The organism is Rhizobium sp. GW821-FHT14E12, assembly GCF_058803745.1.
On the sequence record NZ_JBXAPH010000003.1, the window covers coordinates 593958 to 618186 of the forward strand.

General features: G+C 61.6%; 21 protein-coding genes. 15 read left to right on the forward strand and 6 right to left on the reverse strand.

Translation table 11 applies throughout. The annotated features are described in order from the left end of the window. Nucleotides 1-35 precede the first annotated feature (35 nt). The 4 genes from AC1RO0_RS16045 to AC1RO0_RS16060 all read right to left on the reverse strand — a co-directional run bounded on the left by AC1RO0_RS16045 (nucleotide 36) and on the right by AC1RO0_RS16060 (nucleotide 5128). Complete coding sequence (locus AC1RO0_RS16045) at nucleotides 36-974, reverse strand: sugar-binding transcriptional regulator (protein ID WP_498593879.1); 939 nt, start codon at nucleotides 972-974, stop codon at nucleotides 36-38. A gap of 62 nt (nucleotides 975-1036) precedes the next feature. After that, nucleotides 1037-1969, reverse strand: a complete 933-nt coding sequence (locus tag AC1RO0_RS16050) for a sugar phosphate isomerase/epimerase family protein (protein WP_498593880.1) — start codon at nucleotides 1967-1969, stop codon at nucleotides 1037-1039. Between the two features lie 29 nt (nucleotides 1970-1998). Beyond that, complete coding sequence (locus AC1RO0_RS16055; RefSeq protein ID WP_498593881.1) at nucleotides 1999-3510, reverse strand: glycerol-3-phosphate dehydrogenase; 1512 nt, start codon at nucleotides 3508-3510, stop codon at nucleotides 1999-2001. A gap of 67 nt (nucleotides 3511-3577) precedes the next feature. Beyond that, nucleotides 3578-5128 (reverse strand): FGGY-family carbohydrate kinase, encoded by a 1551-nt coding sequence (locus AC1RO0_RS16060; RefSeq protein WP_498593882.1) that lies wholly within the window; start codon nucleotides 5126-5128, stop codon nucleotides 3578-3580. Nucleotides 5129-6041: 913 nt separating this feature from the next. Between AC1RO0_RS16060 and AC1RO0_RS16065 the strand changes: the two genes are divergently transcribed. From AC1RO0_RS16065 to AC1RO0_RS16095, 7 genes are all read left to right on the forward strand, one after another. Further along, entirely contained in the window at nucleotides 6042-6698 is a 657-nt protein-coding gene (locus AC1RO0_RS16065) for a DUF2291 domain-containing protein (RefSeq protein ID WP_498593883.1), read from the forward strand. Continuing rightward, complete coding sequence (locus AC1RO0_RS16070) at nucleotides 6695-8239, forward strand: sugar ABC transporter ATP-binding protein (protein WP_498593884.1); 1545 nt, start codon at nucleotides 6695-6697, stop codon at nucleotides 8237-8239. The genes AC1RO0_RS16065 and AC1RO0_RS16070 overlap by 4 nt, the downstream gene beginning before the upstream one ends. Nucleotides 8240-8261: 22 nt before the next feature. Next, nucleotides 8262-9314: an ABC transporter permease gene (locus AC1RO0_RS16075; RefSeq protein WP_007689332.1), complete on the forward strand. Its 1053-nt coding sequence runs from the start codon at nucleotides 8262-8264 to the stop codon at nucleotides 9312-9314. Nucleotides 9315-9428: 114 nt separating this feature from the next. After that, the gene (locus AC1RO0_RS16080; protein WP_153363358.1) at nucleotides 9429-10376 is read left to right on the forward strand and encodes a D-ribose ABC transporter substrate-binding protein; all 948 of its coding nucleotides are present in this window, start codon (nucleotides 9429-9431) and stop codon (nucleotides 10374-10376) included. Nucleotides 10377-10524: 148 nt separating this feature from the next. After that, entirely contained in the window at nucleotides 10525-11367 is an 843-nt protein-coding gene (locus AC1RO0_RS16085; RefSeq protein ID WP_498593885.1) for a DeoR/GlpR family DNA-binding transcription regulator, read from the forward strand. 43 nt (nucleotides 11368-11410) lie between these two features. Beyond that, complete coding sequence (locus AC1RO0_RS16090) at nucleotides 11411-12940, forward strand: FGGY-family carbohydrate kinase (RefSeq protein ID WP_498593886.1); 1530 nt, start codon at nucleotides 11411-11413, stop codon at nucleotides 12938-12940. Between the two features lie 23 nt (nucleotides 12941-12963). Next, complete coding sequence (locus tag AC1RO0_RS16095) at nucleotides 12964-14703, forward strand: glycerol-3-phosphate dehydrogenase/oxidase (protein WP_498594036.1); 1740 nt, start codon at nucleotides 12964-12966, stop codon at nucleotides 14701-14703. 30 nt (nucleotides 14704-14733) lie between these two features. On the opposite strand, the gene fba is transcribed toward AC1RO0_RS16095, so the two are convergent. Then, entirely contained in the window at nucleotides 14734-15798 is a 1065-nt protein-coding gene (gene fba / locus AC1RO0_RS16100) for a class II fructose-bisphosphate aldolase (protein ID WP_498593887.1), read from the reverse strand. A gap of 405 nt (nucleotides 15799-16203) precedes the next feature. Between fba and accB the strand changes: the two genes are divergently transcribed. Genes accB through AC1RO0_RS16135 form a run of 7 tightly spaced genes read left to right on the forward strand, consistent with a single transcriptional unit; the run spans nucleotide 16204 to nucleotide 22233 of the window. Continuing rightward, entirely contained in the window at nucleotides 16204-16647 is a 444-nt protein-coding gene (accB, locus tag AC1RO0_RS16105) for an acetyl-CoA carboxylase biotin carboxyl carrier protein (RefSeq protein WP_498593888.1), read from the forward strand. Next, nucleotides 16647-18020 carry an acetyl-CoA carboxylase biotin carboxylase subunit gene (accC, locus tag AC1RO0_RS16110; protein ID WP_498593889.1) on the forward strand — a complete coding sequence of 458 codons (1374 nt, stop codon included), beginning with the start codon at nucleotides 16647-16649 and terminating at the stop codon, nucleotides 18018-18020. The genes accB and accC overlap by 1 nt, the downstream gene beginning before the upstream one ends. Next, nucleotides 18020-18472, forward strand: a complete 453-nt coding sequence (locus AC1RO0_RS16115; RefSeq protein WP_498593890.1) for a hypothetical protein — start codon at nucleotides 18020-18022, stop codon at nucleotides 18470-18472. The genes accC and AC1RO0_RS16115 overlap by 1 nt, the downstream gene beginning before the upstream one ends. Continuing rightward, nucleotides 18469-19179, forward strand: a complete 711-nt coding sequence (gene pxpB, locus AC1RO0_RS16120; RefSeq protein ID WP_498593891.1) for a 5-oxoprolinase subunit PxpB — start codon at nucleotides 18469-18471, stop codon at nucleotides 19177-19179. The genes AC1RO0_RS16115 and pxpB overlap by 4 nt, the downstream gene beginning before the upstream one ends. Further along, the gene (locus AC1RO0_RS16125; RefSeq protein WP_498593892.1) at nucleotides 19176-20174 is read left to right on the forward strand and encodes a 5-oxoprolinase subunit C family protein; all 999 of its coding nucleotides are present in this window, start codon (nucleotides 19176-19178) and stop codon (nucleotides 20172-20174) included. The genes pxpB and AC1RO0_RS16125 overlap by 4 nt, the downstream gene beginning before the upstream one ends. 37 nt (nucleotides 20175-20211) lie before the next feature. Continuing rightward, on the forward strand, nucleotides 20212-20979 hold the full coding sequence (locus tag AC1RO0_RS16130; protein WP_498593893.1) for a 5-oxoprolinase subunit PxpA: 768 nt from the start codon (nucleotides 20212-20214) through the stop codon (nucleotides 20977-20979). Nucleotides 20980-21030: 51 nt separating this feature from the next. Then, nucleotides 21031-22233: a pyridoxal phosphate-dependent aminotransferase gene (locus AC1RO0_RS16135; protein ID WP_498593894.1), complete on the forward strand. Its 1203-nt coding sequence runs from the start codon at nucleotides 21031-21033 to the stop codon at nucleotides 22231-22233. A 49-nt stretch (nucleotides 22234-22282) separates the two neighbouring features. Here the strand turns inward: AC1RO0_RS16135 and nac are convergent, their stop codons facing one another. Then, nucleotides 22283-23188 (reverse strand): nitrogen assimilation transcriptional regulator NAC, encoded by a 906-nt coding sequence (gene nac / locus AC1RO0_RS16140; RefSeq protein ID WP_498593895.1) that lies wholly within the window; start codon nucleotides 23186-23188, stop codon nucleotides 22283-22285. Between the two features lie 279 nt (nucleotides 23189-23467). Between nac and AC1RO0_RS16145 the strand changes: the two genes are divergently transcribed. Beyond that, nucleotides 23468-24226 carry an SDR family oxidoreductase gene (locus AC1RO0_RS16145; RefSeq protein ID WP_498593896.1) on the forward strand — a complete coding sequence of 253 codons (759 nt, stop codon included), beginning with the start codon at nucleotides 23468-23470 and terminating at the stop codon, nucleotides 24224-24226. Nucleotides 24227-24229: the final 3 nt, after the last annotated feature.

A 24229-nucleotide genomic window follows, 5' to 3' on the forward strand; every position in this document is an offset into this window, starting at 1 on the left:
TTGAGATGAAATTATGTTTCTTGATTGCGATGAGTTCAGCTCTTCAGCAGCGCTTGCGCCGTTCGCTCGTCGGTGATCAGCCCATAAAGACAGTGGCTGTTGAGGACCGCGCGGATGGCGTCCACCTTCGGTAACCCGCCAGACAGGGCGACAAGCTTTTCCTTCTTCGATCGCGGTAAAGAGGCGGAAAGAGTTCTGGCCGACAGCATCGTTTCCAGGATGCGTCCGTCGGCATCGAAGAAATGCCCGAGGATTTCGCCGGCCCCGCCCATGGCAGCGATCTCCTTGATCTCGCGCGGCTCCACCATGCCCGACAGGACGAGCTGGGCGTCGATGTCGACTGTGCCGAGGCCGACGAGCTTGAGTTCGGCATTGTTGGCGAGGTCGAAGACTTCCTTCACGCCGCGTTGGGCCAGCAGTACGTCGCGGTCTTCCCTTGTGTTGGCGAAGAACGGCACCGGCATCACATAGGCCTGCGTGCCCGTCTTTTCGGCGATGCGATGCATGACGTCATAAGGGTTGGCCGCGTAGTTTCGCGTCAGCCCGCCGAGCAGCGAAACGAAGCGCACGCCCTTGGCATTGACGCGTGACATGTGATGAACGGCGGAAGACAGCGTTCGACCGTGCCCAAGACCGATGATCTTGTGCTTGCCGCTCTCGATTTCCCGCCGCAGGAAGCTGGCACCGGCCTGTCCCAGGGCACGAAAGTCGAAACCCTCCTCGCCGAGATCGGGCGCGACCTCGCAATATTGCAGGCCGAACCTTGCCGCAAGCTTCGTCTCGAGCTCGACGCATTCGACGATATCGCCATCAATCGTGACCTTGACGACGCCGTCGGCGACAGCCCTTGCGATCAGTCGATGCGCCTTGACCGAGGGCACGCCCAGGCGCTTGGCCACTTCCGACTGCGTAAAGCCGCCGGCATAGTGTAGCCAGGCTGCGCGCACCGCAAGCGACTCATCCGCATCCGCCATCAATGGTTCCCTTTCCACTTGGTCATGCATTTACCGCAAGACAGCTTGATCGGCGCTTGCGGCTAGATATGCAAGTCGTCAATCCCGGTATCGATGTGCGGCGCCCAGAAGGCGATGCTTTCGGCAATCTGCGAGACGACCTGACGGTCGTTGGGTTCGCGCTCCTTGAATGACAGTTCGAGGCAGATTTCATTGTCCCGAGCGCCGCCCTCGGCAAAGGCTGCGAGCAGGGGATCGGGGTGGATGCGGCCCTTGGCGTTGAACTCCGCCGTAAACGGCCGGTGACCGCCCTTGTCCATCAGGCTCTGCTTGATGTGAATGATCGGGGAAATCTTCGGAACCGCGCGTGCCCAGGCATAGGGATCGAAGTCATTGGGATTTGCCGAGGTGACGTCGCCATGATCGATATCCGCCATCATCCACATCGGCACGGCGAGATTGGCCGCCGTCAGGCGGGATTGCAGCTTGAGGCATGCGTCGATGGTCTCGCCGAATTCGCGGCCAATGCTCATCGGCTCCCAGAAGACGTAGGAAAGGCCGGCGGACTTGGCGTGCTCGGCCACCTCGGCCCAACAATCGATGGCAATCTTGATCAGGTCTTCGCGCCGGATCGGATCGTCGTAATCCTTGTAGGTGAAGATGGCGAATTGCGTACCGACCGAATGCCCGCCGAGATCGGCGGTGATGTCGGCAAAGGTTTTGAACCAGTCGACATAATAGCGCCGGACGTCGGCATCGGGGTGGCCGAAGTGGTTCAGGCGTCCGTAAGGCCCGGTCATGCCGGATGTCACGCGAACGCCGGTGCGCTGAAGCGCTGCCTGCATCGTCCGGGTGAGGCGACGGATGACGGACGCCTGCCAGCTCGGGTTGATGAACTCATGCGTCAGCTGCAGGTCACGGATTTTCAGGTCCCGCGCCACCGTTTCGATCAGGTCGTCAGGGTCGGCGAAGCGGTTCACCAGCGGATTGGTGTTGAGGGAAAGCGTCAACGGCATATGGGTCTGCTCCTTCAAGGGCGGATAGGTCAGGCGGCAAGCGCCAATTCGCTCTCGAACCAGGCCGAGAAATTCGCTTTTTCCTGCGCCGTCATATGCAGGCCTTCCTTGGTGCGCCGCATGAGAACGTCGTCCGCCGACTGCGCCCATTCCGAAGCTGCGAGATAACGGGCCTCGGCCTCATAGAGATTGCCGCCGAAATGACGCCCGAGGTCGGCAAGCGACGTGGCGTTGCCAACGACCAGTTCGGTTCGCGCGCCGTAAAGGTGGCCGTAATGGTTCACGAGCTGGCGCGGCATCCACTGATAGGCGCTGCGCAGGCTGTCGGAAAAGGCGATATAGTCGGCATTCGGAATATCACCGCCCGGTAGTGCCGCCGCGCGCGTCCAGTCGCTACCCATCTTCGGGAAGAACTTGGCGAGCTTCTGCAAGGCGTGCTCGGACAGTTTGCGAAATGTGGTGATCTTGCCGCCGAAGACGTTGAGGAGGGGCGCACCACCGGTCTCGTCGAGATCGAAGACATAGTCGCGAGTGACCGCCGAGGGGTTGCCCTGGCCGTCATCGAACAGTGGGCGAACGCCAGAGAAGCTTTCGATCACGTCGGAGCGGCGCAGCTTCTCCTTGAAGTAGCGGTTTACGGCGGAAATCAGATAGTCGATCTCCTGCTCGTCAGCCTTTACCTCCTCCGGTTTGCCGTCATAGGGAATGTCGGTCGTGCCGATCAGGGCCATATCGCCCTCATAGGGATTGATGAAGATGACACGCTTGTCGTGGTTCTGGACCAGATAGGCCTGCTGCCCGCTCCAGAATTTCGGAACGATGATGTGGCTGCCCTTGACGAGCCTGACATTGCGGCGGCTGTTGGAGCCGGCAACGCGGCCGATGATGTCGTTGACCCAGGGGCCGGCGGCATTCACCAGCACCCGCGCCCGCACAGTGCGCAGCTCGCCGGATCGCTGGTCGCGCATCTGGACGACCCAACAGCCCTCGTCACGTCGCGCGCTGACGCAGGCCGTGCGTGTCAGGATCTGCGCGCCCTTGCTGGCGGCGTCGAGCGCGTTCAGCAGGACAAGCCGGGCATCGTCGACCCAGCAGTCCGAATATTCGAAGCCTTTGGTATATTGGTCGAGGATGGGCGCGCCTTCCGGATCGCGGCGAAGGTCGAGCGAGCGCGTGCCAGGCAGCCGCTTGCGACCGCCGAGGTGATCGTAGAGGAAGAGGCCGAGGCGGACGAGCCAGGCCGGGCGATCCGTCGGGCTGTGCGGCAGCACGAAGCGCATCGGCCAGATGATGTGGCTTGCGGAATTCAGCAGCACTTCCCGCTCGATCAACGCTTCGCGGACCAGGCGGAATTCGTAATATTCGAGATAGCGCAGGCCGCCATGCACCAGTTTCCCGGAGCGCGACGAGGTCCCCTCCGCCAGATCGCCCTTTTCGCACAGCATGACGGAAAGACCCCGACCCGCGGCATCGCGCGCGATCCCGGCGCCATTGATGCCGCCGCCGATCACGAAGAGATCCAAGATTTCGGATTCAGTCATTTCATGCTCCTTGGGATGCCTTCTGCATCGTCACGTCATTTTGCTTCTGTGGGCACTCGCTTGCCGCTCAGGGCGTAACGAGCGTGTCCCAGGCAGGCGCAATCGCCTGTCGAATTTGTACGTAGGCTGCGAACAATCGGTCGTAGCGGCGAGCCTGCTCGGCATCCGGCGCCTCGGCGTCGCCGAGCAGCGGCGTCACCCATTCGGCGATGCAGTCGTCCATGTTCGAATAGGCACCGATGGCGACCGCCGCCATCATGGCGACGCCGGCGGCTCCCGCTTCCTCGCGGCGCGAGACCCGAACCGGTGCGTTGACGGCCGCGGACAGGGAGCCGCGTAGTGCACGCGAACGTGCCGCACCTCCGGTGATCCGCAATTCGGCGGGCATACTGCCCATGGCCGCGTAACAGTCGCGGGTCGCCATGCCGAGTCCCTCGACGACGGCCCGCAGCATGTCGGCAAAGCCGTGCCGCGTCGAAAGGCCGGTGAAGCCAGCGCGTGCATGGGCATTGACGAAGGGGCCGCGCTCGCCCGCCTCGGAGATATAGGGGTGATAGAGCAGGGCGCCCGGCTTGCTCTCAGCGAACCATCCGTCGATCCGCGAGATGAGATCGGAAGGCGCGACGGGCTTGCCCGTGTCCGACATCAGTTCGGCGGCGACCTGCAGGATCCAGTCGATATTGATCGTCGCGCCCATGTTCGTTTGGACCTGCGTGACGATGCCGGGGATGGGCAGGGCGATCACATAGCCCGTTCCCTCGGCATTGAGCTGGACGTCCGGTACCGGCTTTGCGCGCATGTGTACGCCCGTCGAGCCGATGGTCGAGCAGGCTGCGTTCTCACCATCGCTGCGGACGCCGGCACCGAGCGCGGTCATCACCATATCCACATAGCCGAGGCAGACCGGCGTGCCGGCCAGCAATCCGGTCGCCTTCGCCGCGTCGGGCGATAGCGGGTGGGTGATCTCCGTTCCCTCGATGATCTCGGGCAAAAGGGATCGCCGGTGGTTGAGCCCGAGCGCGTCGATCACGACGGGATCATATTGGCGAGTGCGGAAATTGCCGAAGGTGAAGCTCGCTTCCGAGGGATCGGTGGCGCGAATACCGGTCAGGTTGAGATAGAGCCAGTCCTTGCAATGCAGCGCCGTCTCGGCCCGATCGAGGACCTCCGGCGTGAAGCGATCCATATGGGCAAGCTGCGCGCCCTGCTGGCAGGTATTGAGGCCGGTGCCGGTCGCCTCGAAGCGTGCGCGGCTCTCCGGGTGGCCGTCGAGACGGGTTACGGTTGCAGCGGCGCGGGCGTCGAGCCAAAGCCAGGCATCGCCGACCGGCGCGTTGCCGGCGCCGACAAGCCAGGTTCCATCCCCTTGACCGGTCACGGCGATGGCGGCCGTGCGCGTTGCGAGATCCGGCACTTTGTCGCTCAGGCCCCACAAGGCGCTGACGCAGTCGGCCCAGGTGCGGCTGAGGGATTGCGTGGCGGAGCCGTCTTCGCCCATCGCATAGTGATTGCGCGCCGATGCCGAGGCGATCTGGCGGCCGGACAGCTCAAAAGCCACGGCTTTCAACACCGAGGTTCCCGCATCAATGCCGATGATGATCTTGTCGCTCTTAGGCATCGTGGGCCAGTCCTGCCGCGATGGGGCAAGCCGTCGCGTGCGATGCATCCGTCAAAAACATTCTGCTCCTCCCTCCCAGGTCGAGATCGGGCGGAGGTTCGCCATGGTGCGATCAGACCCCATGCGCCGGGCTCCCGTCATCCACGCCATTCTACCCCCACCGCTCACGCTCTCAGAGCACTCTTCATTCCGGACAGGCGAGCCGTCCCGATTCATGTGCTCAGATCATCTTTAAATTATAACATAGAGATATCACAGATGTGTAATATTTTTCTAGTAATGTAATTTTTTTCATATAAAATAGGCGATGTCAACCTCGGGGAGGCAGGTGGGTCGTTGCCGGCGCAAGGCGCGCGGCCGCGATCGCTAGAATATCGCGATCAAGATGTAGCTAATTGCTCGGTCCGCAACCGATTTTTTAAAATCATGAATATTCAATGGCTTAATGGCGATTGATTTTACGCGATTTTCGATCCGCAAGACTGCTTTTCCCGAGGTTGGCGCCTTCAATGGCTGCCAGCTGGAATTTTGTGAAGTGCTCTCCTGCAGAGTCGATGGCTGCAAAATGAAATTCCGGAGCGATAGAGGCCTGTTGACAGGGTCGATAAATTATAACATAGATTACGAAGTTAATAACGCTCTTATATCACTACCCGTATGGGTTGGGTGATAAACGGCGACAGCGGGTGGCGGAGGAAACGAGCGCCCGCACTGAGGAGGCTCCTATGAACACTCTTTTCCCAGGCCATGGTTTGGTCTTGCGCCGGCAGCGCTTCGGGCAGCCTTTCTGCATCTCCATGCGCGGGACTTGGCCGGGTCTCCGATAGAGCGCCATCGGGATCGTATCCGCGCCGTCCTCCTTTCTTTCCAGCAAACGGGCAATCCGGCCAGAAGCGCCGAAGGTCATTCGAATATGAATACACAGACTGAATACGCAGCTTTCAAATCCGGCGGCACAAGGTTCACGATACTGGCAAGTGTCGCGGCGGCCGTGATTGTCATCGGCGCGATTGCCGCCGATACCAAGGTGGTGAAGATCGGTTCCGCGCATGACGTGCGCGAGCAGTCATTCTCGCCCGAAACCTTTGGCGCCCAGGAATTCCCGAAGATCCAGGCGGATGTCGAGAAGCGTGCGGTCGATGCCGCGACTTTGTCGGGCGCCGTCATTGCCGACAAGAAGGCGGCGGGTGACAAATACGGCGTGGCGACGAGTACCGGCGCGGTCGTACCTGTTTTCCTCTCCGGCACCTTCGGCGCCCGCAAAGCCAACTATAGCGAGATCAAGGTCGACGGACTGCCGGCCGACGTTACCGTCCGCGTCCAGACCGGTCCGGCGATCAACGGCACCGACCTGCGCGACGCCACCGGCGCCATCCAGTTCGGCCAGTTCACCAATCAGATCGAGTATCAGGATGCCGGCTCGGCGATCAACAACGAGATGAAGAAGGCTGTCCTTTCGGGCTTCGACGCCGAGACGCTGACGGGCAAGACCGCGACCGTCGTCGGTGTCTTCAAGCTCATCAACCCGAAGAACTGGCTCGTCACTCCCGTCAAGGTCGACGTCAAATGATTGAGGCGACGCAGAAGCAGGGCGCAAACGGCGAGGTCGTTCTTGCCGCCCGTAACATCAGCAAGTCCTATGGCAATGTTCATGCCCTGAAGGGCGTGAATTTCGACATCCATCGCGGTCAGGTCACCACTTTGTTCGGCGAGAACGGGGCGGGCAAGTCGACCCTGATGAAGATCCTGTCCGGCGTCGTCCAGCCGACCGGTGGCGAGATCGTCCTCGATGGCAGCCCTATTGCTTTTTATTCTTCCACGCATGCGCGGGCCTGCGGAATTTCCATTATCCATCAGGAATTGAGCCTCGCGCCCAATCTTAGCGTCCGCGACAATATCTTCATGGGCCGCGAGATCATCAAGGGCGGCGTCGTCGATTTCGCCGAGGAGGAGCGCCAGACACGCGCCCTTATGGAGGAGCTGGAAGAGCACATCGACCCGCTGACCCTGGTGGAGGATCTGCGCCTCGGCCAGCAGCAGATCGTCGAGATTGCGCGCGCTCTGTCGGTCAATTCGCGCATCCTGATCATGGACGAGCCGACCTCGGCGCTGAGTGCCACGGAGGTGGAGGTTCTCTTCAAGGTCATCCGCGACCTGACGGGCCGGGGCGTGTCGATCGTCTATATTTCCCATCACCTCGAAGAGGCGTTGCAGATCACCAATCATGCCGTCGTGCTGCGCGACGGCGCCATGACCGCCTATGCCGAGCGCAAGGACATCGATCTCGAGTGGATCGTGCGCAACATGGTCGGCGACAATTTCGATCTGGGAAGCCCGCCCACAGGCCACACCATCGGCGATGTCGCGCTGACCATCGACAATCTGACCGTTCCCGGCCCCTCGGGTGCTGCCTATAACGCGGTCGACCATATGTCGTTGCAGGTCCGCGCCGGCGAAATCGTCTGCATCTATGGCCTGATGGGCGCTGGACGTACGGAACTGCTCGAATGCGTCGCCGGACGCTTGCGATCGAGTGGTGGCCGGGTTCTGCTCGGCGGTCGCGACGTCGCTCGTCTCAGTATCGCCGGTCGCATTACCAATGGCCTCGTCCTGGTGCCGGAGGATCGTCAGCGCGATGGCCTCGTCCAGACCATGACGGTCGGCGCCAATCTGTCGCTCGCCAGCATCGGCGCCTTCACCAAGGGGCTCTTCACCTCCGGCGGACGCGAACGGGAACTGGTGGGTGAATCGATCCGCAAGGTCCACATCAAGACTGATGGCGGCGAGGCGGTGATCGGCTCGCTTTCCGGCGGCAACCAGCAAAAGGTCGTCATCGGCAAGATGCTTGCCACCAACCCCCAGGTCATCCTGCTCGACGAACCGAGCCGCGGCATCGATATCGGCGCCAAGGCGGAAGTCTTCAAGCTGCTCGCCGAGCGCGCCAAGCAGGGTCTGGCGGTGATCTATTCGACGTCGGAAGTCGCCGAATGCCTCAGCATCGCCCATCGCATCATCGTCATGCACCGCGGCAAAATATCTGCCGAATTCGGTCCCGATGTCACCAAAGAGAAGATCATGGCCGCCTCTGGCGAAGCAGTGGTCGCGCACTAGCCGCATTCATGGAGCACTGATTATGTCAGTCACGAATATCACTGAGAAGAAATCAATTTCGAACGGCCAGCGGCGGAACTTCAGTCTCGTGCGGTTGATTCTGGAAGGCCGCGCCTTCTTCGCGCTGATCGTCATCATCGCGGTCTTCTCCTTCCTGTCGCCCTATTATTTCTCGCTCAGTAATTTCCTGACCATGGCCTCGCATGTCGCGATCTTCGGCATCCTGGCGATCGGCATGCTGCTGGTGATCCTGAACGGCGGCATCGACCTCTCGGTCGGCTCGACGCTCGGCCTTGCCGGCTGCATTGCCGGCTTCCTGATGCAGGGCGTTACACTCTCGAGCTTTGGCGTCATCCTCTATCCGCCGGTCTGGGCGGTCGTCGTCATCACCTGTGCCGTCGGCGCCATCGTCGGCGCGGTGAACGGCGTGCTCATCGCCTACCTGAAGGTTCCGGCCTTCGTCGCCTCGCTCGGCGTGCTCTATGTCGCACGCGGCATCGCGCTTTTGATGACCAACGGCCTCACCTACAACAATCTCGGCGGCCGTCCGGAGCTTGGCAATACCGGCTTCGACTGGCTTGGTTTCAACCGCCTGGCCGGCATCCCGATCGGCGTCATCGTGCTGGCGGCGCTGGCGATCATCTGTGGCCTGGTCTTGAGCAAGACCGCCTTCGGCCGCTGGCTCTATGCCTCCGGCGGCAACGAGCGCGCGGCGGATCTTTCGGGTGTACCGGTCAAGCGCGTCAAGATCCTCGTCTACGTGTTTTCCGGCGTCTGCGCCGCGATCGCCGGCCTGGTCCTGTCCTCGCAGCTCACCTCGGCTGGCCCGACCGCCGGCACCACCTATGAATTGACGGCGATCGCGGCCGTCGTCATCGGCGGCGCAGCGCTGACGGGCGGACGCGGCACGGTGCGCGGCACCATGCTCGGCGCCTTCGTCATCGGCTTCCTCTCGGATGGTCTCGTGATCATCGGCGTGTCGGCCTATTGGCAGACCGTATTCACCGGCGCGGTGATCGTCCTGGCGGTCCTCATGAACAGCATTCAATACGGACGTCGGGTCAAGGCGAGCTGACGGACGAACTGAACTTCTCCACGACGGCGGATCTGGTTCGAACAGCCAGCCGATTGCGGAAAGCACCACCGGTTCGCCGGTAACATCAGAGCTCATCAAAAAGGGAGAGAGACTATGTTTAAGAAAGGCATGCGCTTAATTCTGGCGGCTGTTGCCGTTGCCCCGATCTTCGCAAGCTCCGCCTGGGCGGCCGGCCAGATGACGATCATCGTCAACGATCCGTCCAACCCCTATTGGCTGACGGAAGGCAATGTCGCCAAGGCAACAGCCGAAAAGCTCGGCTATACCGCCTCGGTCAGCGCCCATAAGGGCGACACCAACACCGAGAGCAACCTGATCGACACCGCGATCACCAACAAGTCGGTTGCCATCATCCTCGATCCGGCCAATGCCGACGGCTCGGTCGGCGCGGTGAAAAAGGCCGTAGCTGCCGGTATCCCGGTCTTCCTGGTCAACGCGGAAATCAACCAGGAAGGTCTCGCCAAGGCGCAGCTCGTTTCCAACAACGCCCAGGGTGCGGCAATCGGTGCCCAGCAATGGGTCGAAGCCGTTGGCGACAAGGGCAAGTATGCCGAACTGTTCGGCGCTCCCTCGGACAACAACGCCGCAACCCGTTCCAACGGTTATGAAACGGTGCTGACGCAGTATCCGGATCTGCAGAAGGTCGCAAAGGAAGTTGCCAACTGGGATCGTACCCAGGGCCACAATAAGATGCAGTCCATGCTGCAGGCCCATCCGGATATCATCGGCGTAATCTCCGGCAATGACGAAATGGCACTCGGCGCCATCGCAGCGCTGAAGGAAGCCGGCAAGCTTGCCAACATCAAGGTCGGCGGCTTCGATGGTTCTCCGGATGCCGTTGCCGCCATCAAGGCTGGTGAACTTCAGTACACCGTTCTGCAGCCGGTTGCCGTCTTCTCGGCAGAAGCCGTCAAGCAGGCCGATAGCTTCATCAAGACGGGCAAGACCGGTGCCTCGAGTGAAAAGCAGCTCTTCGATTGCTTGCTGATCACGAAGGACAACGTCGATAAATACACGGGTCCGTTCGTTCTGGCGCAGTAAATGACAAAGTGGGGACGCCGAAAGCGGCGTCCCCCATCACTTGCCGTTTCATGGATATGGCAAAGGATTGTTCCATCACCACTTTTTGCCTTCGCTCGGCATTCGCAGTACGAAGCTGATACCCCCAGAGTCAGCATCAGAGGCCACAGTGACACAGAAGACGAATATCGGAGCATTCCTGTCCGACGAACTGCCAAGTGACAGCCGGCATAGCCGCCAGCTCGCTCGCCGGCAGATGATCGCCGAAGCCGTCATGGCGGAGGGCTCCATGCGTATCGAGGATCTCACCGATCGCTTCGGCATCAGCCTGATGACGGCGCATCGCGACGTCGACGAACTGGTGAGCCGAGGCCTTTTCCGGAAGACGCGCGGCATTGTCACGGCGGCTGCCACCAGCCTGATCGAGTCGAGCGACGTCTACCGCGCGAACCGCCAGTCGGCGGAAAAGAAGATGATTGCGGCGGCGGCGATGCAGTTCGTCGAGCCGGGGCAGGCTATCTTCCTCGACGATTCCACCACCGTGCTGCAAATGGCGACGCATCTGCCGGCCAAGGTTCCGCTGACCGCGATCACCAATTCGCTGACGCTGATGAACGCGTTGAAGGACATGCATGACGTCACGCTTCTGGCCCTCGGCGGCCAATATTACAATTGGTGCAATGCCTTCATGGGGCGCATGACCATCAATGAGATCAACAGGCTCAGGGCGGATGTCGCTTTCATCTCCATGTCTGCCATCACCGATGACATCGTCTTCCATCAGTCCCCGGAAATCGTCGATATCAAGCGGGCGATGTTCGATAGCGCCGCCAAACGCATTCTTCTCACCGATCACACGAAATTCGAGCGGCGCGCTTTGCACAGCTTCGCGGCCTTGAGCGAGTTCGATGTGGTCATCGTCGATGAGAAGACGCCGGCCGATCATCTCGATCGGATGCGAAACAAGAATATCAATGTGGTCGTCGCCAGGAGCGACGGGGATCGGTCATGAGGGCCACGCCTGAGCGGCCCTTCCATCAGTCGGAGTAATCAGAATGCCGAGTCTGCTCGGAATCGATAGCGGTCTCACCGTCACCAAGGCCGTTATTTTCGATGTCGACGGCACGCAGCTTGCCGTGGCGCGGCGGCGGGTGACACAATTCATGCCCAAGGCCCGCCATATCGAGCGGGACATGGACGAACTCTGGAGCGCCACCGCCGATGCGATCGCGGAGGCGATCAGCCTCAGCGGGCGCCCGGCGAGCGATATCCAGGCGATCGCTGCGACAGCTCATGGCGACGGCATCTATCTGCTCGACCGGTCGAACAAGCCGCTCGGCCGCGCCATCCTGTCGCTGGACAGCCGGGCAGGCGCTATCGTCGACCGCTGGCTGGAAAGCCTGATCGCCGACGAGGCCCTCGATCTCACCGGCCAGCTTCCGCATGTCTCTGCACCCTCGGCGCTTCTCGCCTGGATCAAGGAGAAAGAGCCCGCCCGTTTCGAGCGCATCAGCCATATACTGAGCTGCAAGGACTGGCTGCGCTTCTGCCTGACGGGGGTGATCGGCACTGACCGGACGGAGGCGAGTACGTCCTTCACCAACGTCAAGGACCAGGACTATTCGCAGGATGCGCTGAAGCTCTTCGGGCTCGACGGGTTGTCGGATGCCCTTCCGCTTGCCTCGCGTTCCGACGAAGTCGTCGGCCGTGTCACCGCCGCTGTTGCGAGCCGCACCGGCCTTGCGGAGGGAACGCCCGTGGTTGCCGGGCTCCACGATGTCACCGCATCCGCTCTGGGTGCGGGTGGCTACGCGTCCGGCGTGGTCGCGGTGATCGCCGGGACCTATTCGATCAACGAGACGCTGTCTTCGGAGCCGCGCGTCGACAAGCGGTGGTTCTGCCGCAATGCCATCGCACCCGGCCAGTGGAACAACATGTCGATCTCGCCCGCATCGACCGCGAATTACGACTGGTTTCTCGACACGCTCTGCGCCGGCGAGCGCGCCGGCACAGAGGCCGCGGGACTGTCGATCCATGCGCTGCTGGCGCCCGAGATCGAGGCGGCCTTCAATCGTCCCTCGACGGCGCTCTTCCATCCCTATCTCTTCGGCTCCCCCTACGGTGCCTCGGCGAGCGCCGGCTTCTTCGGTCTTGGCGGCTGGCATGATCGCGGCGATATGCTGCGTGCGGTGCTGGAGGGCATTGCCTTCAATCACAAGATCCATGTCGATGCGCTGGGCGACGGCTTTTCCTTCAGCGAGGCAAGGCTTGCCGGCGGGATTTCCCGCAATCCTGTCATCGTCCAGATGTTTGCTGACGTGCTCGGAATGCCGGTGACGGTGACCGAAACGGACGAGGCGGCGGCCTGGGGTGCGGCGCTATGCGCCGGCGCGGGCATCGGTCTCTATGTCGACCCACAGAGCGATCCCCGCGATGTCGGCGCCATTGCGAAGACCTATCATCCCGATGCCGGACGCAGTGCCGATTATCGGCGCCGATACGACCTCTTTAGGGAAATTGCCGACGCGATGACGCCGCTTTGGCCCAAGATCGGCAATCTTGTGCCGGCGGAATCTGAAGACTAGACATGCAGCAGGACAATCATGCCATGACCGATACCGCCGCCGATCTGGAACAGCGCTTTTCGAAATTGCAGGACACCGACATCGATGTCGTCATCCTCGGCGCGGGCGTCAATGGCGCCGGGCTGTTTCGCGACCTCTCCGTCCAGGGCGTCAATTGTCTCATCGTCGACAAGTCCGATTTCGGCTCGGGCACCAGCGCCGCGCCGTCGCGGCTGATCCATGGCGGCCTGAAATACCTCGAGACGGGGGAGTTCGGACTGGTGGCGCAGTCGACATTGGAGCGCAATCTGCTTCTCAAGAACGCGCCGCATTGCGTCGAGGCGCTGCCGACATTCGTGCCGATCTTCTCGTGGACGCGCGGTATCTGGGCGGCGCTGCGGACTCTGACGGGTTCGACCACCGCACCGAGAAGTCGTGGCGCCGTTCTCATCAAGATCGGGCTTGCCCTTTACGATTTCTTCGGCTCCCGCAGCCGCGTCATGCCCCGTCACAGGTTCATACTGAAGAGGCGAGCGCTCACGGAAATGCCGTATGTCACGCCGAAGATCGTCGCCGGCGGCATCTACTACGACGCCAAGATCAGCCGGCCGGAACGGCTCGTCTACGAGCTGATCAAGGATGGGCTGGAGGCGAACGGTAATGCGCTTGCGGCGAACTCCACGATGCTGATCTTGTCATCGGACGGAACGTTGACCTTCCGGCGCTCCGACGACAGCACTTTTTCCGTGACGCCGAAGCTCGTCGTCAACGCCGCCGGCCCCTGGATCGACCATGTCAACGAAGCGCTCGGCGCGCCATCGCATCTGATCGGCGGCACGAAGGGCTCGCATATCCTGCTCGATCATCCCGAGCTCGTACGCAGCCTGAACGGCCATATGATCTACTTCGAAGCGGATGACGGGCGCATTTGCCTGGTCTACGGCTATCTCGGTCTGGCGCTGGTTGGCTCGACGGATATTCCAAGTGCTGATCCCGACAATGTTCGCTGCGAAGAGCCGGAACTCGAATATTTCCTGGACAGCCTGAGATCGCTCCTGCCGGGGCTTCGCTTCGGGCCGGAGCAGGTGGTCTATACCTATAGCGGCATCCGCCCGCTGCCGGCCTCCGACGCCTCGTCCCCGGGGCTGATCAGCCGTGACCATTCCGCGCCGGTGATGGAACCGCAAGCCGGCCGCCCCTTCGCGATCATCTCGCTGGTGGGTGGCAAGTGGACCACCTTCCGAGGCTTTGCTGAGGAGGTCACTGACACCGTTCTCGCGCGCTTCAAGCGCGTCAGGAACCAGTCGACGCAGCAATTAGCCATCGGCGGCGGACGCAATTTCCCTGCTGATCCCGTCGCAAGAGCGGAATGGGTGCGCGCGGTCGCCGGAAGGAATGGCATGGACCCGAAGAGGGTCGACGAGCTGCTGGCACGCTATGGCACCACGGCTTCAGCGATTCTCGACTACCGCTCGGCTCATAGCGACACCGAACGTCTGTCCGGCGCTTCCCACTATAGCCATCTGGAAATCGACTGGATCGCCCGGCAGGAAATGGTCGTGCATCTCTCGGATATCGTCTTCCGCCGCACGACGCTTGCGATCGAAGGGACGCTGACAATGGAAGGTCTGCGCCAGATCGCCATGATTGCCGGCGCGGCCTTTGGATGGAACGGGCAAAAGCTGCTGATGGAGATCGACGACGTCGTCACATCGCTGGCGAAGTTCCACGGTCTGCGATTGTCCGACACGACCGGGCGCCAGCCGGCGGAAGCGCGGATCTGAAGAGATCCGGCTTCCGACTAAGGCTATTCCTTAAGAAAAAACCGGGTCCAGCGAACCGGCCTTGTAGCGCTTGGCCATGTCCGAGACCGGAAGCGGCTTGATCCGGGAGGCATGGCCGGCCGTTCCGAATTGCTCGAACCGCTCCTTGCAGAGCTTCGTCAGTGCGGCCATGGCCGGCTTCATATATTTGCGCGGATCGAATTCGCTCGGGTCTTCCTGCAGCACGCGGCGGATCTGGCCGGTCATCGCCATGCGGCCATCCGTGTCGATGTTGATCTTGCGCACGCCGTTCTTGATGCCGCGCTGGATTTCTTCGACCGGCACGCCCCAGGTCGGCTTCATCTGGCCGCCGTACCTGTTGATGATCTCCTGAAGATCCTCGGGGACCGATGAGGAGCCGTGCATCACCAGATGGGTGTTCGGCAGCTTGCGGTGGATCGCCTCGATGACCTCCATCGCAAGCACCGATCCATCCGGCCTGCGGGTGAACTTGTAGGCGCCGTGCGAGGTGCCCATGGCGATCGCCAGCGCATCGACCTTCGTTTCACGCACAAATTTGACCGCTTCGTCGGGATCGGTGAGCAGCTGGTCGTGCGAGAGCTTACCCTCGGCGCCGTGGCCGTCTTCCGCTTCGCCCATACCGGTTTCCAGCGAGCCCAGCACGCCGAGTTCGCCTTCCACGGAAATGCCACCGAGATGTGCCATCTCGGTGACCATCTTCGTGACGCCGACATTGTAGTCCCAGTCGGCGGGCGTCTTCGCATCCGCTTTCAGCGAGCCGTCCATCATCACCGATGTGAAGCCGGCCTGGATGGCGGTCATACAGCTCGAAGCGTCGTTGCCATGATCGAGATGCACACAGACCGGAATGTGGGGATAGATCTCGACGACGGCATCCATCATGTGCTTCAGCATGATGTCGTTGGCATAGGCTCTGGCACCGCGCGAAGCCTGGATGATGACAGGCGCATCGGCGGCATCCGCCGCTTCCATGATGGCCAGGGCCTGTTCCATGTTGTTGATGTTGAAAGCGGGCACGCCATAGCCATTTTCCGCAGCGTGATCGAGCAACTGTCTCAGCGTAATGCGTGCCATTCAACTCTCCTTTGATAATAGCAGACGGCGATGATCATCCGATCATCGACTGAAATATCGGCGCTTTCGACGGCATGAGAACGGTGATTTCGCAAACTGACGACACCCACAGGCGCTTGCCTCAAGTTTTTCAAACCATTCCCCCACACACGAAATCCCACTTAAGCGCACATCAACATATCCAGCTAGATAACAATGTAAAACGACAAAATCACATTATTTATGACGTTTTGTTTCGATGCACCCTTCGCGCCTCGACTGGTGCTCCATTGAAACTTTGTCTGCCCCCATCAGCCAAGGCGTTGTGTAACTATCCTGATCGCTTCGACTGGTCGGCCACGCCTTGCACTTGCCTCCAGTCCGACGCGGAGAGGCAAGTCGAACGCCGTGGATGGTGGAGAGAGTATGGATCTGCAAAAGATCAAAACGCTGATCGAATTTGTCGGTCGGTCACGCATTTCCGAACTGGTCGTGAGCCAGGACGGGACGACCGTGCGGATCTCGAACGGCATGTCCAGGCAGGCGACCGCCACGGAAAATTCGACCGTTGCACGGCAACGGCCTGCGCGCTCCCCCGTCGTCACTGAAGCTATAGCGCCTGAAGCCGATAAGGCCGCCCAAATGCTGGCCGCGCCTGTTTTCGGGCTGCTGCACCGTTCGCCAAGCCCCGGTGCGCCTCCCTTCGTCAAGGTGGGCGATGTTGTCGAAGCGGGCCAGAGCCTCTGCATCATCGAGGCGATGAAAGTTTTCAATACGGTGTCGGCGCACAAAACGGGGCCGATCCTGCGTATCCTGGCCGATGACGGTCAGGAAGTGGAAGCCGGGCAGCCTTTGATGGAGATCGGCTGATGTCGGCGTGCGAAAAGGACCGCCGGTTCGGCACGGTGTTGATCGCCAATCGCGGCGAGATCGCGTTGCGCATTCAGCGGGCATGCCGTGAGCTGGGCCTGCGTTCGGTGATGATCTGCTCGGAAGCCGATCGGGATGCGCCTTACGGGGCGACGGCCGATGAATTCGTCTGCATCGGGCCTTCGGCGCCGGGTCAAAGCTATCTCAACCAGGCCGCCATCCTGCTTGCCGCGCGAACGACGGGGGCAGAGGCTATCCATCCGGGATACGGGTTCCTGTCGGAGAATGCGGGCTTTGCCCAAGCCGTGGAGGATGCCGGCTTGGTGTTCGTCGGGCCGCCTGCCTCGGCGATCCGGATGATGGGCGACAAGATCGCTGCCAAGCGGGCCATGATCGAGGCTGGCGTACCCTGTGTGCCTGGCCCGGATACGGCGCTCCCCGAGGATATCGCGACAATCAGGGAGATTGCGCGCGACATCGGCTATCCGGTGATCGTGAAGGCTGCGGGCGGCGGCGGGGGGCGCGGCATGCGCGTCGTTTGCGACGCCTCGGCGCTTGAAGATGCCGTGTCGGTAACGCGGGAAGAAGCCAGAAGAGCCTTCGGCACGCCGGAGCTCTATCTCGAGAAATTCCTTGAGCATCCCAGGCATGTCGAGATCCAGGTTCTTTGCGACAACCACGGCAACGCCGTATGGCTCGGTCACCGCGATTGCTCGACGCAGCGACGTCATCAGAAGGTAGTGGAGGAAGCGCCGGCGCCCGGCATACCGGCGGAGATCGCGGCGGCTGTCGGCGAGCGTTGCGTGGAGGCATGCCGCCGCATCGGTTACCGGGGCGTGGGTACATTCGAGTTTCTCTATGAGAACGGCGCCTTCTATTTCATCGAAATGAATACGCGTCTTCAGGTCGAGCATCCGGTCACGGAAATGACCTCGGGCATCGATATCGTCGGCGAGCAGCTTCGCGTCGCCCAGGGCCTGCCGCTCGAGATTTCCCAAGGGGATGTTCAGACATCGGGCCATTCCTTCGAGTGCCGCATCAATGCGGAAGATCCGTTCACCTTTGCCGCGTCTCCAGGCAGGATCACCAATGCGCGGTTTCCGGCAGGTCCCGGTGTCCGTGTCGATAGCCATGTTACGACCGGCTACAAGGTGTCGCCCCATTACGACTCGCTGATCGCCAAGCTGATCGTGCATGCGCCGACGCGCGACCAGGCGATCCGTCGCATGCAGATCGCGCTGGCGGATACGATGATCGAGGGCATCGCGACCAATCTTCCGCTCCATCGGGAAGTTTTCGAGGATCCGGCTTTCAGAGCCGGCGGAACGGACATCCATCATCTTGAGCACTGGCTGAGCGAGCGGAAGCAATGATGAAGCGAGCAAAGCGACAGGCCAAGGCGATGACCGAAGACTTCACCGACCCGGCGGTCATGCAGCAGATTGCCACCTGGCTGGAAAGTGCCGGCGCAAGCGCGATCGAGATCGAGGCGGAGGACGGCCGTCATGTTCGGATCGTCATGGACGACCAGGTTTCTCATCATGTCGATGATGGATTGCGCGGCATGGTTCCGACGGCACCTGCGAGCGTCGCAGCCGCCAAGGCGCCTTTCGCCGGACATTTTCTCGACGCGCATCCAGCTCGCGGTGTGCCTGCGGCAGACACCGCTGTTGCCGCCGGGGATATCGTCGGCTTCGTAAAGGTGGGACCGCTCCTGCTGCCGGTTCGCACGCCCGAGGTCGGCACGCTGAACGAATGTTCGGTCAAGGCCGGTGATCTCGTCGGCTATGGCGACACCATTTTTTCGATCGAGCCAGCACAATGACCGACATGCAAGCTACAGCTCTCTCAACACCAGGGCTCATCTCTCCCGTCCTTGCCGCTGCTCCGAAAATCTCCGTCATCGGCACCAGCGCCTATCTGGTGGAAGCGCCGGGGGATTTCGATCTTCCGACCCAGAGGCGGATCTGGGCTTTGGCCAAGGCGGTGGAGACGTGGTCCGAGGTTCGCGAAATCGTCCCAGGGGTTACCAACCTTCTGGTGATCCTCAGGCAGACGCCCGAGGAGCCGGACCAGGTGGAGGCTCGGCTGAGGCAGGAATGGGATCGTGCCCGTGGTATCGATCTTGCCGGCAAGACGATCGAGATTCCGGTGACCTATGGCGGTGAGCATGCAACGGATCTCGCGGCCGTTTGTGACTTCTCCGGCCTGAGCGACCGTGAGGTCGTCCAACTGCATGTTGAAGGCAATTACACCGTTTTCGCGCTCGGAAGCGCCCCGGGGTTTGGCTATCTGCACGGCCTTGATCCGCGCATCTACATGCCGCGCAAGACTGTGCCGTCGCTGAGAATGCTCAAGGGCACGGTGACGATCGGCGGTATGCAGACGGGTGTGTCAGTGCTGACGGGTCCGAACGGCTGGAACTCCATCGGTTTCGCGGAGCTTTCCGTATTCGATCCCGCGAGGACGCCGCCGGCGCTGCTGGCCCCGGGCGACAAGGTTCGCTTCCTTCCTGAAAGGATCGAGCTGTGATCGAAGTTCTTCAAACCGGACCACTGAACACAGTGCAGGACCTCGGCCGCTTCGGCTACCGGAACATCGGCGTCACGTCGAGCGGCGCGATGGACAGGCTGGCACTCACCGTCGGCAATCTGTTGCTTGGCAATGAGGACGGGGCGGCGGCCCTTGAGATCCAGACCTTCCCGTTTCGCCTTCGGTTCGAGAAGGACACGGTCGTTGCCGTCACCGGCGCGGATTGCGACGCGCGCCTCGACGGGCGGCCGCTGCCGCCCTGGTGGGCAATGCCGGTTTCGGCGGGACAGGTGCTGGAGCTCGGGACACCTCTCCAGTCTGCTCGCGCCTACCTCTGCTTTGCCGGTGGACTGGACGTTGAGCCGGTGATGGGCTCGCGCAGCACCTCGCTGCGCGGCGGCTTCGGTGGACTGGAGGGCCGCTTTCTGGCGGCGAATGATTGCTTGGGTATCGCCGATATGGCGGGCAGCGCCGTGCCGGATGCCGGCTTCGGTGCCATGCCGCCGGAAACGGCGCTTGCCGCGCATTTCCCGGCTCCGGAAGACGGCGTGCTTCTCGTTCGGGCCATCCCGGCCGGAGAATATGCGCTTTTCGGCGACGAGGCGGAACGCTTCTGGACGCAGACATGGAAGATCTCGTCCCAAAGCGATCGCACCGGCTACCGGCTTTCGGGCGACCCCATCGTGCTTGCCGCGCCCATGGAGATGCGCTCGCACGGCGTTGTTCCGGGCGTCGTGCAGATGCCGCCGGCGGGAGAGCCGATCATCCAGATGAGCGATGCCAATACGGCCGGCGGCTATCCCAAGATTGCCGGCGTGGCGGAGGTCGATCTCTGGCGGCTGGGCCAGGCGCGCATTGGCAGCCGCATCCGGTTCATTCGCTCCGATGTTGCCGAGGCGCGCGCTGCCGAACAGGCGGTAAAATCCTATCTCGACGATATCAGACGTACGGTACCGATGCTCGCTCAGGCGCTCGCAGCCATGTCGCGCCGATAGCGTTCAAATAGAGCAAAGCAAGACAGGAGAGGAAACGATGAAGATCGATCTCAACTCGGACATGGGCGAGGGTTTCGGACCCTACCGGCTCTGCGACGATGAGGCGCTGATGGACGTGGTCTCGTCGGCGAATATCGCATGCGGTTTCCACGCCGGCGACCCGGAGACCATGGCGCGCATGGTGCGGCTGGCGAAGGCTCGCGGCGTAGGTGTCGGCGCGCATCCGGGCTTTCCCGACCGCCTCGGTTTCGGGCGCCGGGAAATGCCGGTCGAGGCGGATGAGATGCGCCAGCAGGTCCTCTATCAATTGGGGGCGCTGACGGCTATCGCCAAGGGCGAGGGGGTTCCGGTCGCCCATATCGGCTTCCACGCCGCCATGGGCAATATGATCAACCGAGATGCAGCACTCGCCGACCTGATCATGCAAGCGATCAGCTCCGTGGATCCCGATCTCATCGTCTTCTCCATGCCCGACACGGAGATAGAGCAGGCCGCGAAACGCGCGGGATTGAGCACGCTGACGCTCTTCCTCGCGGATCGGGCCTATGACGCCGCCGGCCAACTCGTGTCGCGCAAGCTGCCGAATTCCGTCATCAAGGAAGAAGCCAAGGTCCGCGCGCGCGTGCGGCAATTTCTGGAGAGCGGAACGGTCACGACCATCGACAACCGGACGGTCGAGGTGCGGGCACGCTCGATCCTGGTCCATAGCGACACGCCGGGATCACTCGAACTGGCAAGGATCGTCCGCAGCGAGATCGAGGCCGCCGGAGCGACGATCGCGCCGGCCCGCGATGTCCTTGCCTGAACAGCCCGGCCGCAAGCCAACATTTCAACGATCACCGAAAGCAGCAAAACAATGCCGACCTTAGCCGACCGCCTCAAGAATGTTTCTATATCCGCCTCCGCCGCCATGACACAGCGCGCCCGAGACCTTGCATCGAAGGGGATCAATGTCGTTTCCCTGTCGTCCGGCGAGCCGGATTTCCCAACGCCGTCTCATGCGATCGAGGCCGCCCATGCCGCGGCGCTTGCCGGCGATACCAAATATCCGCCGCTCGACGGCACGCTTGCCCTGAGAACGGCGATTGCGCGCAAGTTCAAGCGGGAAAACGGGCTCGACTATGATCCGAGCCAGATCGTCGTCGCCGGCGGTGGCAAGCAGGTGATCTTCAACGCCATTCTCGCGACCTGCAATCCGGGAGACGAGGTGGTGATCCCCGCGCCGGGCTGGATCAGCTATGCCGACATCGTCCGCTTCGCGGGTGGCGTGCCTGTTCCCGTCGCATGCAAACAGGAGAACGGTTTCAAGCTGCGTGCTGAGGATCTGGAGGCGGTGATCACGCCAAAGACGAAATGGCTGTTCCTGAATTTTCCCAATAATCCGACGGGTGCTGCCTGCTCGCGGGCTGAGATGGCCGCGATCGCTGAAGTCATGCTGCGCCATCCGGATGTGTGGATCATGACCGACGACATCTATGAGCATCTGATCTACGACGATTTCGAATTTTGCACGATCGCCGAAGTCGAGCCGCGTCTCTACGACAGGGTGCTGACCGTCAACGGCGCGTCCAAGGCCTATGCCATGACGGGATGGCGGCTGGGCTACTGCGGCGGACCAAAGGATTTGATCTCCGCCATCAGCAACGTCAACGGCCAGAACAGCGGTGGAACGTCCACGATCACCCAGGCCGCCGCCGTGGCGGTGCTGGACGGCCCGCAGGACCTTCTGAAGGAGCGGGCGGCGATCTATAAGCAGCGCCGCGATTTCGTTCTCGACAAGCTCGCCGGTATCGAAGGGCTGACATGCCACAAGCCGGAAGGGGCGTTCTACATTTTCCCCAGCGTTGCCGGCCTTATCGGCAAGACCAGCAAGTCCGGCCGTAAAATAGAAAACGATGCGGACTTCGTCATGGGGCTCGTCGATGAGCAACATGTGGCGACCGTGCAGGGCGCGGCCTATGGCATGAGCCCGTTCTTCCGCATCTCCTACGCCACCAGCATGGAGAAGCTTGCCGACGGCTGCGCGCGCATCGCGCAGTTCTGCCATGATCTGAAATAGGATGGGACCTGAAATAGCATGATGAGGCAGGCAGGGCGGCGACGGGCATTTACTGCTTCAGCCGCTCGGTCAGCTCCCGGAGAATGTCCTGCACGGTGGCGGCGGGGTCGGAGAGCGATGCGTGTTCGGACACGCAAAGCGACAGCGTCTCCTCGATCTTCGGCGAGATGCTCCGGGAAACGATCGGACCGGTGCCCTCGGACACGATGCGGTCGGCGACTGCCTTGGGCATGATGGTTGCGCCGAGGCCGGTGCCGACGGCCCGCGCCAGCGTCCGGATGACCTCGACCTCGCCGATCACCGTCAGATTGGTGCGGCTTCGCGAGAAGGCGGTCTCCACTGCCCGGCGCACGAAATTGTAGGGCGGCGGCAACAGAAACGGCAGGGATTCGAGCGCTGAAATGGCAATCGGGCCATCGCTGGCTTCGATGCCGAATTTCTCATGCGCGACAAGGTAGAAATCCTCCCGGAGAAGGGGGGAGAACCGCAGGCCTTTCATCGGGCCGGCGCCATGGATCAGCGCGATTTCGAGCCGGTTGTTCATCAGCATCTGACTGTACGTCTGCCCGACGCTTTCGGTGAGGTGAAGCATGATGCCCGGATGGCGACGCCTTGTTTCGGCCAGAAGCTCGAAGGAGAGTGTTGCTGCACCGCTGAACGGCGTGAGGCCGACGGAGACCCGGCCCGCGAGGTGCTTGCCCGCCGCGACCACATCGGCGTGGGCCTGTTCCATCTGGCGCAGGATGATCTGGGCGTGCCGGTAAAGCTCGGCGCCGGCATCCGTCATGACGACGCCTTGCTGGCTTCGAATGAGGAGCTTCGTTCCGAAGTGTTCCTCGAGGGCTGCGAGCTGCTGGCTGAGTGCTGGCTGTGCGATGTGGAGTATATCGGCAGCTCTTGTGATGCTGCCGGTATCAACGATCACAACGAACGATTTGAAACGCCTGATATCCATTCGAGATTGATGCTCACCATTGCAGCCGACCGGCATGTTACAGCCTGACTGTTAGTTTACAACAGATTCCCTCCCAAGCCCTTTTTACGCGGAAAACGCTACGACGGAAGCGCCGCCGGCCGGCCATCGGCTATGAAAACATGTGGATTCATCCAATGGAATCAATGTCCGAATGCGGCCGGATACCCTTCATAAGATAGGCTTATCCCTCCAAAGATAATCGGAATTATCGCACGACGGAAAGGTCGGCTAAGGTTTCGCAAACAAAAGGGAACAGTGATGCCATTCTCCGATTATAAGACCGCACTGGTCACGGGTGCCTCCTCCGGAATTGGGGCGGCTATCGTCGAGCGCCTTTGCGCCGAGGGGCTTGAGGTGCACGCGGTGGCGCGCAATGGCGAGCTTTTGCAGAAGCTGGCGGAACGCACCGGCTGCATCGCGCATGTGATCGACGTTACCGACAAAGCGGCCCTTGCGGATCTGACGAAGCGCATCCCGTTCGACATTCTGGTCAACAATGCCGGCGTCGATCGTCCCAAGAAATTCCTGGATGCCGACGAAGGTGACATCGATCTCCTTGTCGACGTCAACCTGCGCGCCGTCCTCCACCTCTGCCGGATGGTGGTGCCGGGGATGGTGGCGCGCGATCGCGGTCACGTCATCAACATCTCATCGATCGCTGGCGCTTATAATTTCGGCGGCAACTCCTCCTATCACGCGACGAAGGCGGGCGTCAGCATGCTGTCGAACCAGCTGCGTCTCGACGCCTTCGGCAAGCGGGTGCGCGTGACGGAAATCTGCCCCGGCCGCGTCGCCACCGATATCTTCGCGCATGTCCATGGCGACAGCCCTGAGGTGCGGGAACGCTTCATCGATGGTTTCGAGCTCCCCCAGGCAAAAGATATCGCCGATGCCATCGCCTTTGCGATCGCAGCACCAGTTGCCGTGAACATCGGCCATATGGAAATCACGCCGACCCTTCAGGTGATGGGTGGCTTGCAGACGGCAAAGCCCCAGTCTCCGAAGCACGGGGAATAAGGC